The organism is Centipeda artemidis DSM 19719, assembly GCF_000426665.1.
Taxonomy (GTDB): Bacteria; Bacillota; Negativicutes; order Selenomonadales; family Selenomonadaceae; genus Centipeda; species Centipeda artemidis.
The window spans coordinates 584,657-596,604 of the sequence record NZ_AUFU01000001.1; the positions used below are offsets into that span (position 1 = coordinate 584,657).

At 59.8% G+C, this 11,948-nt stretch carries 11 protein-coding genes and 1 pseudogene; 5 read left to right on the forward strand and 7 right to left on the reverse strand.

The genetic code is table 11. The features are described 5' to 3' along the window. Positions 1-210 precede the first annotated feature (210 nt). The gene (purB, locus tag K341_RS0102670) at positions 211-1,503 is read left to right on the forward strand and encodes an adenylosuccinate lyase (protein ID WP_026761754.1); all 1,293 of its coding nucleotides are present in this window, start codon (positions 211-213) and stop codon (positions 1,501-1,503) included. Positions 1,504-1,540: 37 nt separating this feature from the next. Next, complete coding sequence (locus tag K341_RS0102675; RefSeq protein ID WP_026761755.1) at positions 1,541-2,827, forward strand: adenylosuccinate synthase; 1,287 nt, start codon at positions 1,541-1,543, stop codon at positions 2,825-2,827. 84 nt (positions 2,828-2,911) lie between these two features. Here the strand turns inward: K341_RS0102675 and K341_RS0102680 are convergent, their stop codons facing one another. The 5 genes from K341_RS0102680 to citD form a co-directional block, all read right to left on the reverse strand. Further along, positions 2,912-4,237 carry a CitMHS family transporter gene (locus K341_RS0102680; protein WP_009438284.1) on the reverse strand — a complete coding sequence of 442 codons (1,326 nt, stop codon included), beginning with the start codon at positions 4,235-4,237 and terminating at the stop codon, positions 2,912-2,914. 42 nt (positions 4,238-4,279) lie between these two features. Further along, entirely contained in the window at positions 4,280-5,134 is an 855-nt protein-coding gene (gene citG, locus K341_RS0102685) for a triphosphoribosyl-dephospho-CoA synthase CitG (protein WP_026761756.1), read from the reverse strand. Between the two features lie 121 nt (positions 5,135-5,255). Then, a complete protein-coding gene (gene citF, locus K341_RS0102690) occupies positions 5,256-6,815 on the reverse strand; it encodes a citrate lyase subunit alpha (RefSeq protein ID WP_026761757.1) in 1,560 nt (519 codons plus the stop codon). Positions 6,816-6,828: 13 nt separating this feature from the next. After that, positions 6,829-7,740, reverse strand: coding sequence for an aldolase/citrate lyase family protein (locus tag K341_RS0102695; RefSeq protein WP_026761758.1), 912 nt, complete (start codon positions 7,738-7,740; stop codon positions 6,829-6,831). Further along, positions 7,737-8,039, reverse strand: coding sequence for a citrate lyase acyl carrier protein (gene citD / locus K341_RS0102700; RefSeq protein ID WP_026761759.1), 303 nt, complete (start codon positions 8,037-8,039; stop codon positions 7,737-7,739). Before citD ends, K341_RS0102695 begins: the two co-directional genes overlap by 4 nt. A 203-nt stretch (positions 8,040-8,242) precedes the next feature. Between citD and K341_RS0102705 the strand changes: the two genes are divergently transcribed. The 3 genes from K341_RS0102705 to citX are packed head-to-tail and all read left to right on the forward strand — an operon-like array spanning position 8,243 to position 10,727. Next, the gene (locus K341_RS0102705; RefSeq protein WP_026761760.1) at positions 8,243-9,091 is read left to right on the forward strand and encodes a LysR family transcriptional regulator; all 849 of its coding nucleotides are present in this window, start codon (positions 8,243-8,245) and stop codon (positions 9,089-9,091) included. Positions 9,092-9,109: 18 nt separating this feature from the next. After that, a complete protein-coding gene (gene citC / locus K341_RS0102710; protein WP_026761761.1) occupies positions 9,110-10,156 on the forward strand; it encodes a [citrate (pro-3S)-lyase] ligase in 1,047 nt (348 codons plus the stop codon). A 46-nt stretch (positions 10,157-10,202) separates the two neighbouring features. Beyond that, complete coding sequence (citX, locus tag K341_RS0102715) at positions 10,203-10,727, forward strand: citrate lyase holo-[acyl-carrier protein] synthase (RefSeq protein ID WP_026761762.1); 525 nt, start codon at positions 10,203-10,205, stop codon at positions 10,725-10,727. A gap of 128 nt (positions 10,728-10,855) precedes the next feature. Here the strand turns inward: citX and K341_RS0102720 are convergent, their stop codons facing one another. Together K341_RS0102720 and K341_RS13045 are read right to left on the reverse strand one after the other, a co-directional pair. Next, complete coding sequence (locus K341_RS0102720; protein WP_026761763.1) at positions 10,856-11,467, reverse strand: DNA glycosylase; 612 nt, start codon at positions 11,465-11,467, stop codon at positions 10,856-10,858. 188 nt (positions 11,468-11,655) lie between these two features. After that, positions 11,656-11,948, reverse strand: a pseudogene (locus K341_RS13045) (IS30 family transposase); the annotation flags it as partial.

An 11,948-nucleotide genomic window follows, 5' to 3' on the forward strand; every position in this document is an offset into this window, starting at 1 on the left:
CATATTCCCCTTTTTATACTGTCAAATACCTGTCCGTCAAATATAATACTAGGAGCGCACTCTAAGTCAATAGTACACTCTAAATTTTTACTATGGTGCCATACTCTATCGAATGATTTCCCGCGTTCGTTGTTTTCGTTGACATGCGGCGGCTTGCGATATATGATATAGATGTTGTTTTATGTCTGTGAGCATGAGCAGGAGGATAAGATGATAGAGCGCTATACGCGGCCGGAGATGGGGCGTCTCTGGTCGATCGAGAACGAGTGGCAGACCATTCTAAATGTCGAGATCGCGGCGTGCGAAGCGATGGCGGAGCTGGGCGAGATCCCCGCCGCCGCGGTGGAGAACATCCGCCGCACGGCGAAGTTCGACGTTGCCCGCATCAACGAGATCGAAAAGACGACCGACCACGACATCATCGCCTTCCTCACGAACCTTGAGGAAAATGTCGGCGAGGATTCAAAGTATATCCACAAGGGGCTCACCTCGAGCGATGTGAAGGACACGGCGTACTGCATCATGATGCGTGACGCCGCGGGGCTGATCCTAGGCGGGCTTCGTAAATTCCGCGAAGTGCTCCGCCGCCGCGCAGATGAGTTTCGCCATACACCGTGTATCGGACGTACGCACGGCATCCATGCGGAGCCTATGACGTTCGGACTCAAGCTCCTCCTCTGGAGCGCTGAGATCGAACGCGACATCGAGCGGCTGACGCGTGCGCAGGAGATCGTCTCGGTCGGTAAACTCTCGGGCGCAGTCGGTACTTACTCCAACATCGACATGCGCATCGAGGAGCTGACGTGCAAACGTCTCGGTCTCACGCCCGTCCGTCTCGCAACGCAGGTCATCCAGCGCGACCGCCACGCCGAGCTCGTCACGACGCTCGCGATCATCGCGGGCACGATGGAGAAGATCGCGACCGAAATCCGCAACCTCCAACGCACGGATATCCGCGAGGCGGAGGAGTTCTTCAAGGCGGGACAAAAGGGCTCGTCCGCGATGCCGCACAAGCGCAACCCCATCAACTGCGAGCGCGTCTCGGGCATGGCGCGTCTCGTACGCGGCAACGCCGTCGCGGCGCTCGAGGACATGACGCTCTGGCATGAGCGCGACATCTCGCACTCCTCCGTCGAACGCGTCATCCTGCCGGACAGCACGATCAACGTGGACTACTGCCTCGCAAAGCTGACAAACATCGTCGACAAGCTCCTCGTCTATCCCGATGCGATGCTCCACAACATGGGGCGCACGGGCGGGCTCATCTACAGTCAGCGCATCCTCACTGCGCTCGTTAATAAGGGCGTCATGCGCCAGACAGCGTATGTATGGGTGCAGCGCAACGCCATGAAGCGCTGGCTCGAGAAAGAGGATTTCCGCACGAATGTCGAGCGGGATGAGGACATCTCCAAGTATTTAACCATGCAAGAGATAGACGACTGCTTTGATTATAAGTATTTCCTCCGCAATGTGGATGAAATCTTCAAGCGTTTTGACCTGTAAAGGGAACAGGTTTTGATAAAAAAAGGGGACTGAGCATATGTCAACCATCGTTATCACAGGTACGCAATGGGGCGACGAGGGAAAGGGAAAGATCGTCGACTATCTCGCGGAGCAGGCGGATACCGTCGTTCGCTATCAGGGCGGCTGCAACGCGGGACACACGGTCGTCGCCGCAGGTGAGGAGTACAAGCTGCGCCTGCTGCCGTCGGGCATTCTCTACAAGGGGACGCATAATATCATCGCGAACGGGGTCGCCTTTGATCCCGAGGTCTGTTTGCAGGAGATGGATGCTCTCGCATCGCGCGGCATCGACGTGTCGCATATCCGCATCTCCGACCGCGCCCATGTAGTCATGCCCTACCACCGCCTGATGGACGGCATCGGCGATGCGCAGCGCGGCGCGGACAAGATCGGCACGACGGGGCGCGGCATCGGCCCCTGCTACATGGATCGCGACGACCGCGTCGGCATCCGCGTCTGTGATCTCATGGACGGCGACGAGTTTGCGAAAAAGCTCAAAAAGAACCTCGCGCGCAAGAACGCTGAGCTCGCGGCGGCATACGACCACGCGCCCCTCGTCTACGAGGAGGTGCTCGCCGAGTACAAGGGCTACGCCGAGCGTCTGCGCCCGCTCGTCACCGATACGATCCCGCTCATCAACGAGGAGATCGCAGAGGGGCGCAAGATCCTCTTTGAGGGCGCACAGGCGACGATGCTCGACATCGACTACGGCACCTATCCGTATGTCACCGCCTCGCATCCCATCTCGGGCGGCGTCACCATCGGCGCGGGCGTTGCGCCGAAGAAGATCGATACGGTCATCGGCGTCGTCAAGGCATACTGCACGCGCGTCGGCGAAGGCCCTTTCCCCACCGAGCAGCTGAACGATATCGGCGAGGAGCTGCGCCGCGCAGGGCACGAGTTCGGCACGGTGACGGGGCGTCCGCGCCGCACGGGCTGGCTCGACGCCGTTGTCGTCTGCCACGCGGGGATGCTCTCGGGCATCGACTACATGGCGGTCACGCGTCTCGATATCCTCGACGGATTTGACGAAATCAAGATCTGCACGGGCTACCGGCACAAGGGCGATGTGCTGAAGGGTGTCCCCGCGAGCCTGAACGTCCTCGCCGAGGTCGAGCCGATCTACGAGACCTTCCCGGGGTGGAAGACCGACATCTCCAGCATCCGCAGCTACGACGCGCTCCCCGAGAACGCGCGCCGCTACCTCACGCGCATGGCTGAGGTCACGGGCATCGCCCTCGGCATCGTCTCCGTCGGTCCCTCGCGCGAGCAGACCATCGTGCTCGCGGAGAAGTTGTTCTAACGACACAGCATATAGAAAAACGGCACAGATCACGCATCACGCGCCTGTGCCGTTTTCGTATGCATTACAAGTTTTTCACATTGTCTAGACGACGACAATCCCCAGCAAGATGGCAAAGAACAGTGAAATGATGGAGAGCAGCCAAAGCCACGGCATACAGAACCGCAGGAGATCCTTGATGGAGATACCTGCGAGGCCGCAGCAGAGGAAGGTCGTCGCCGCGTGCGGCGTGACGAGGACGGCAAAGTTCTTGCCGATCAGCATAGCATGCGACATGTTTTCGGGAGAGATGCCGTACTGCTCGCCGACGCCGATCGCAAGCGGCAGGAGGCCGAAGAAATACGGACTCGTGCCGAGCATCATACCGATCGGCACGGCGAATATTCCCATGACGATATGGAAGTACGGCCCGAGGAATCCCGGGATGATCATGACGAGCGTCTCGGCCATCGCCTCGAGCATCTTGCTGCCCGTCAATACGCCGAGGAACACGCCTGACGCGAGGAGGATCATCGGCACGCCGAGCGCCTCACCCGCATGTGCGCGAATACGCGCCCCCTGCATCTTCGGATCGGGGAAGTTCACGATAAGAGCAATGGAAAGCCCGATCATGAAGGCGGCATACAGCTGAATCTTCGTAAAGCAAAGCAGTGCGATGACACCGACCGTGAGCAGGAGATTGAACCAGAAGAGTTTCGGGCGCTTGAGCGCCGCCGCTTCCTCCGCGGTGACCTGCTTCGCGGACGAGGCGTCCTCATCGAGCTGCGCCGCCTTGCCCGTCGGCACGGCGCCCGCGCCGCGCCGTTTTTCCAGAATGCCCATAAAGGCGGCGAAGACGAGCACCATGCCGATGCCGACGATTTGCAGTGGGATCAGCGTGTGCCAGAGTGCATTGACGTCCGTATCGAGGATCACTCCGACGCGTGCGACGGGACCGCCCCACGGCAAGAGGTTCATGATACTCATCGCCGCGCCGATGATGACGCAGAGGACTACAGGACGGATATGCAGCCGTTTGTAGATTGGCAGCATCGCGGGGATCGTCACGAGCAGCGTTGCGGCGAGCGCGCCGTCGAGATGGGCGATCGTGGCGATGCACGCCGTCGCCACCGTGACGAGAACGACGTTCGATCCCGCGTGTTTTACGAGGAAGTCGACGAGCGGATCGAACAGCCCGACCTCCGACATGATGGAGAAATAGACGATGGAGAAGATAAAGAGCACGGCGACCGGCATGGTCGTCGTTACGCCGCTCTTGACGAACTCTGCAATCTGCGCAAAATCAAAGCCGCAGACAATGGCGCAGACGATCGGCACGATGACAAATACCGGCGTTGGATGCGCCTTCGTTTGCAGCAGGCAGTAGATGATTAGAAAAATCATGACAAAGCCGGTGATGGCCAACAGCATAAAAGTCCCTCCTTTTATGTATTTCATCAGCGTACGGGGACGTTATCCCTCCGCACGTTCGAGCGCATAGAGAAAATGAGTGACAGCGACGAGATCCGCCGATCCGCCCGGACTAATCCACTTGTGAATAAAGTCTTCGTCCATCTGCAGGATTGCCGCGCGGCCTTCGGGTGCCGCCATTCCGCCGAGCGCTTCGGCGCGCCGCGCTGTCGCCTGCACTTCATGCAGGACACCGAGGTGGTGGCGGCTGAGGATATTCGTATCATCATTGAGTGTGATGAGCGTAATGAGGACGTCGACGAGTGCGTCGTTCATGGGCAGCCCCTGATCCATCAGCGCGCGATAGAGCGGCAAAGCGATACGGCGCACAAGGGGGAACCCTGCCTCTGCCGTCCCGCGCGCACCCGTCGCACCGCAGGCGAGGTACGCCGCATCTCCTTTCGTCTCGGGAGCGCAAACATCCAGACCATCGAAGTGGCGACGGCAGATCCCTGCACAGATCTCTTTGACGAGATCAAGCACACACTCCGCCGTGCATTTTTTACCCCGCCGCAGCGCCAGCCCCGCAGCGCCAAGGAGCACGCCGAAGCTAAAGATCGCCCCCTTGTGCGTATTGACGCCGCCGGTACGCACAAACATCGCGCGCTCCGCCTCCATGCCGACAGGGCGGAGCCGCGCAAGCAGTGCGGACGCGTCGCCCGTGTGCTCTGTGCCCGTGCGGACGAAGACGGACAGGAACGGCGCGATCGCCGCCGCCGAAACCTGAAAGGTGAAGAAGTCCATATCCGCATGCGCGCCGCAGTTCACACGGTCGACGAGCCCGGGTTTCGGCGTCGCCGCTGCCTCCGCAAGCAGAGCCTCAAGTGCGAGCGATGCAATTTGCGCAGCTCGATCCATCCTTTCGTCACCTCACTCCCTTGATATTTGGGAAATTGATCTTGCAGATGCCAAGTCTGCGCTGCGGGGGCATCCCACCGCCCCCTCTGAGTACGGTATGCGGAATTCCGCCGGCCGATCCTTAGAGCTGCAGCGGCTTGATCTTGCGTACGACGTCGAGGATCGTTCCGTCGCGCGCCTCAAGCACGGCGATGACCCGATCCTCCCATTCGAGTTCGTCGGGCGTGCCGACGAGACTGTACGCCTTCTCCTGCAGCGCCTCGATCGTCGTATGCGCGATGCCCGCCGCGTCAAGACATGCGACGAGATCTCTGCGCATGGGATTGACCGCGATGCCGTAATCCGTCACGACAACGTCCACACAGTCGCCCGGCGTCGTCACCGTAACGACCTTCTTGCAGACCGTCGCCATGCGCCCGCGCACGAGCGGCGTGACGATGATGCAGCATTTGCTCCCCGCGGCCGTGTCCGGATGTCCGCCGGGCGCGCCGCGCAGCACGCCGTCCGAGCCTGTCAACACGTTGACGTTGAAATCCGTGTCGACTTCGAGCGCCGCAAGTACGACGAAGTCCAGCTTGTTCACATACGCCCCTTTATTCGCGGGGTTCGCGTATTCGCTCGTGGAGATCTCAAGGTGTTTGTCCGGATGAGCGGCGAGATGTTCGATTGCCTTTGTGTCAAAATCCTGGGTATCGAGGAGTCTCCGCACGAGCCCCTTGTCCATGAGATCGCAGATGTTGCCCCCCATGCCGCCGAGCGCAAAGCCCATCACGATGCCGCGTTCACGCATATAGGTCTCGAGATAGCGGTTGACCGCAAGTGAAGGGCCGCCGACACCGGTTTGGAAGGAGAAACCGTCCTTAAAATACGGGGTTGCGGCGATGATCTTCGCGCAGCTTTCCGCCATCATCAGGTTGCGCGGGTCCTCCGTGACGCGGGCTTCTTTCGTACCGATTTTTTTCGGATCGCCGATCTCGTCTACAACCACGACATAGTCCACGTCGATCGCGGCGATCGGCGCGGGCGAATTCGGAAACGGGACGAGCGTATCCGTGATGACAACAACATGGTCGGCATAGCGTGAATCAGCGACCGCATAGCCAAGTGTTCCGCAGTTGTTCTTTCCTCCCGTGCCGTTCGCATTGCCGTAGTCGTCAGCCGCAGACGCCGCGATAAAGCTGATATCGATCGTAAGCTCGCCTGTCTCAATCGCGCGCGGACGCCCACCGTGACTGCGGATGACCGCGGGCGTCTTGAGCTTGCCGGCGGAGATCACCTCGCCGATGCGGCCGCGTACACCGGAGGACTGAACACCGATGATCTTCTCCTGCTCGATGTAGTCCGCCAAAAGATCCTGCGCGCTGCCGAGCGAAGTCGTTGCAACGGTGAGATCCTTCAGCCCCATCTCCTCCACGAGCACTTTCATGACCATGCTCGTCACATAGTCGCCGTTGCGAAAAGCATGATGGAACGAGACGGTCATGCCGTCGCGCGCACCGCATTTCTCACATGCCTCGCGGATCGAAGCGACGACCTTTGACGCCTGCGGCCGCTCCGCCCGGCACACGCGCGGCCCGACCTTGCGGAAATATTGACCGTCCTTATGATATTTCCCCCGGTAGACCTCTTTGCCGTCCGTCAGGAGCGCATCCGGGATCTCTCTGCCCACTGCGTTTTTCATCGAATCGCCTCCTTTACAAATCGCCGTGATAGACGCCGCACGCCTTCGCGAGGGCGATGATGCGCTGCGCGTCCTCAATGAAAGCAATATCGATCATCTTTCCGTTGACTGTATAGACGCCGACTCCCTGCTTCGACTGCTCCTCGTAGCTGCGGACGTAGAGCTCCGCCGTTGCGATCTCTGCGGGTGTGGGCGCAAAGGTCTCGTGCACATAGGCGATCTGACGCGGGTTGATGAGACTCTTGCCGTCAAATCCCATCTCGTGATCGAGCCGTACCTCGGCGCGGAAGCCCTCCTCGTCGTCGAGCGCCGTGAAGACGGTGTCAAAACACTGGATGCCCGCCGCACGCGCCGCGAGGAGCATGAGGCTGCGCGCCGTGTTGATCTCGATGCCGCCGGGCACGGGACGGACGTGCATGCTTTTCCGGAAATCGCCGCCCGAGATCGCGACGCCAAGCATGCGCTCCGACGCCGTGCAGATCTCGGCCGCGTTGAGAATGCCTTTCGGGCTTTCGAGCGCTGCCATGAGCAGCGTGCGGCCGGTCTCGACGCCGAACTCCTCCTCGGCTGCGCGCACATGCTCCTCAACGAGGCGCACATCTGCCGCGCTCTCGCATTTCGCGATGCGCACTCCGTCCGCGCCGGCCGCGACGCTCACGCGGATGTCCTCCTGCCAGTGCGGCGTCTCGAGTCCATTCATGCGCACAAGCACCTCGGTATCGCCGTAATCGATGCTTTTGAGTGCATGATAGAGCGAGAACCGCGCTGCGTCCTTCTGGTTCTCGGCAACCGCATCTTCCAAATCGAGAATAATGCTGTCGACGCCGTAAATATAAGCGTCCTTGATGAGTCCCGGCTTCTGCGCATTCATGAAGAGCATCGTGCGGCGCAGCCGGAACCGCTGCGGTTTCGGTCTTGGGATCATCTGACGACACCTCCCCACGGAACATCTTTGGCCGATGCTTCTGTGCTGCGGAATACGGCGCACTCCACGCGTGCCTTGATCGTGCAGTCCAGCGCCCCCTTATCGACGACCTGCACGCGCGCCGCTGTGACACCAAGACGTTCCAGTGTTGCGAGAACCGTACGGCGAATCGCGCGCCCATATTGATTCATGACGCTGCTCTCGACGGTCAGCTCGATGCCGTCCGTCCCCGGCGCAACCGTGACCTGCGCATCGCTCGACTCAAGTGTACCGGCGATTGCTGTTTTCTGAATCTCCATCGCGTTTCCCCCTTTCATTTATGATACCATTAAACCACAAATCTACTGCGCTTGTAAAAGTTCTCTTTTTCTTTTCGCGGCATTCCTTTTTGGAATGTTTTTATGGCGTTTTATCAGGGCAAGCAGTATAATTAAAGGAAATAAGGAATATCTGCCCTGCCGGAAGATCAAATCACGTCATGCCGCCAAAAAAGGGGGATCGTATGGATGTTCAAGATTTTAATCTGCTCGTGACGCTTGCACGCACGCGCAATATCACGCACGCCGCAGAAGAATTTTTCATCACGCAGTCCTCGGTCTCTAAGCGCGTGCGGCATATCGAAAAGGAGCTCGGTATCGTTCTCCTCCTGCGTTCCCGTCAGGGCATCCAGTTCACGCCTGCGGGCGAAATTGTCCTCGATCACGCACGCACCATCCTGCACGAGGTCAACACGATGCACCGCGCGCTCAAGGATCGTCAGGGGGTGGTCTCCGGCACGCTGCGCGTCGGGGTCTCCATCAACTATGCCGTATACCGCCTACCCGCACAGCTGCGGCTTTACCGGAGCCGGTATCCGCTCGTACAGACGCAGTTCGTCACGCTCTCAAGCCAGGATGTCTTTTCGCGGTTCCTCGCGGGGAAAGATGAACTCGCCATCCTGCGCGGCGAACACTCCGATTGGACCGGCCCGCGCATACTCCTCGGGCGCGAGCCGATCTGTGTCATCACAAGCAAGGAGGATGCGGATCGCCCGCTGCATGAATTCGGGCAGGTCACACGCCATACGGACACCGAGATGGCACGCGACATCACCCAGTGGATGAAAGAAAACCATATTCCCCCCGCGAAAAGCCATATTGCCGCAAACAGCACTGCCACCTGCATGGAGATGGTGCAGCAAGGGCTCGGGTGGAGTATTGTACCGCAGATCTGCCTTGCGCGGTTCGACGGCAGCGTCCGTCCAATGTACTTTTCCGACGGCACGCCGCTCATGCGCGCCACCTACCTTTTTTACACCGCGCAGGCGGAGGAGCTGCCGCAGGTGCGTGCCTTCATTGACATGTTCCGCTGAACCGTAAAGGAGTCCGATATGCCCGATATCTCCGTCGTCTATCCCTCCGACCGCGCGGGCGTCGCCGCTGTCCGCGCCCTTCTCGCAAAAGAAGGTCTGCGTCTTGATCCGCGGCTCGACTACACATGCGCCGTCTATGACGAGCACCGTGCCGTCATCGCAACGGGCAGCTGCGCGGGAAACACCCTGCGCTGCCTCGCCGTGGACGCCTCCCGGCAGGGGGAGGGGCTGTTGAATGCGCTGCTGACCCATCTCCTCGACGTGCAGCAGGCACGCGGAAACAGTCCCGTCTTTCTCTATACCAAATGCGTATCCGCCCGGTTCTTTGGCGACCTCGGCTTTTATGAGATCGCACGCGTACCGGATCATGTCGTCTTTATGGAAAACACGCGCTGGGGCTTCTCCGACTACCTGAAAAAACTACAAGCGGAAACGCCGGCCGGAGACGCCCGACGCGTCGCTGCCATTGTCATGAACGCGAACCCCTTTACCATCGGACACCAATACCTCACGGAGCGCGCCGCACAGGAGAACGACCGCGTGCATCTCTTCATAGTCAGCGAAGACGCGAGTTTTTTCCCGCACGATGTGCGTGTGCGGCTCGTACGCGAAGGAACCGCGCACCTGCCGAACGTCGTGCTGCACGAGAGCGGCTCGTATATCGTCAGTCAGGCGACCTTCCCGAGCTATTTCCAAAAGGACGAAGACGATGCGATCCGCGGGCACGCGCAGCTGGATCTTGCCGTCTTTACAAAAATCGCCGCGGCGCTCCGCATCACGCGCCGCTATGTCGGCGCGGAGCGCGCAAGCCGCGTGACGAGCCTTTACAACGAGACCATGCGGACGCTCCTGCCGCAGGCGGGCATCGCATGCGAAATCATTCCGCGCAAAGAATACGCAGGGATGCCTATCAGCGCGTCCACTGTGCGCCGCTGTATTAAGGACGATGACCTTTCCGCGCTGGCCGCGCTCGTTCCGCCAACCACCCTTGCCTATCTGCGATCGGAGGAGAGCGCCCCCGTGCGCCGCGCCATCGCGAAGGCGGAGGATGTCGTACATTACTGAAACCGCGCGCGGCACGTCCATACGCCGATCAGAGAAAGGAACGCCTATGCTGCACGGCCTCTACGTCGATCTCTCCGCCATGCTCGCCGCACGCGAAGCGCGCGCCCTGCGTCAACGAGATCTCTTGGCACGCTTTCACGTGCCGCTTCTCTCGTACACACTCAATATCCCCGGTCCCGTCAAGACCTCCGCGGTCATTCGCCGCGCCTTTGACGCGGGGCTCGACGCACTCACCGCAGCGCTGGCGAAGCGAAACATCCCGTGCATCGCGCGGGAAGAGCAGCACGAGGCGACAGGCGACGAAGCCATACTCGCGCTCCGCGCCGCCCCCGAAGAAATCAAGTCTATTGCCGTGACCCTGGAGGAGACGCACCCGCTCGGCAGACTGTTCGACATGGATGTCCTCGATGCGGCGGGCGAAAAAATCACGCGCCCCATCCCGCGCCGCTGTCTCCTCTGCGGCAGGCAGGCACAGGACTGCGCACGCAGCCGCCGCCACAGCGTCGCGCAGCTGCAGGAAGTGGTCGAACGCCTCCTCCGCACGGACTATGAAATGCCTCCGCCCGCGTGAGCGTCATACGGCTCAGCAGTCTTTCCGGCGCATCATCCCCCGTCTAAACAAAAAAGAACCGCTCCGTACCGAGTTTCAAATCGCGTCGGTACAGAGCGGCTCTTTTATGATATGTTGACTTTATCGTATTACGGCGTCTCCAATAATCCGGCTTCCTCAAAAAACGCCCGATAATACGCCGCCTTCTTCTCGAGCTTCATCGGATAGGCGCGCGAGGTGGACGGCAGGCGCGTGACGAGGAGGTCGCGGGCGCCGCAGCGTGCGGAGATCGTCGTGCCCGTCTTGACGTCCTTTGCCTTGACCTCGGCGTCGAGCAGGGAGAGCAATATCTCCGTCGCCTTCCCGCCCGTCGTGCAGATGCGGCGGCATTCGGGAATGTCGCCGAGCACCGCAGCGATGTCGACGGTCTCGACGACGTCGAGGTAGGCGTCGGATGCGTTGCCGTGCCGGCGAATGGCGCGCTTCACCGTCGGGCAGGAGGCGATGCCCTTCTCCATGAGGAATGCCTTGATGCGGTCGGCGTCAAACGCCTTTGCCTCCGGCACCTGAAAGTGCTGCACGTCTCCGAAGAATACGAGCCCGTAGACGCGCCACATATCGTTTTGGAAGTTCGGATAGTGGAACGCCATCGCGCGCTTCTCCGCGCTTGGCGGGAAGCTCCCCATCATCATGACCGTCGCACGGGGCGGCAGAAACGGCGGAAAGGGGCGCAGTTCTATTTCCTGTATGCTGTTTTCCATCCGATTCCTCCTAAAGAAATAACCGCCCATCCGGACAATGAGCGGTTGTTTTAAGTAAAAGCAAGCGATTCTTGGAAAGATGCCGCCCGAGGGGCGTTCTTTCTATACCCATTGTAACAGCTTGTTCATCATCTCGCAAGTCCAAAATACAATCGTGAATTGCAAGAGCAAGTTGAACAGTGATTTAATTAAGAAACATTTTCAATAGCGTATACTTCATCCAAGAAGGTGTTAAACAGTTCTGCTGGTGTTTGATAGTCGAGCACTCGACGAGGGCGGCTGTTTATCTCATCCGCTATGTTTAGGATGTCCTCGTCACTGTATCCGTCGATGCCCGTTCCTTTGGGGATATATTAGCGGAGGATGCCGTTGTGACGCTCGTTCTGCGGGCGTTCCCATGAGCTGTAGGGGGGAGCGAAGTACACCTTCGTGCCGAGGCTCTCAAGCTGCGTGAACGTCTCGAACTCTGTCCCGTTGTCAA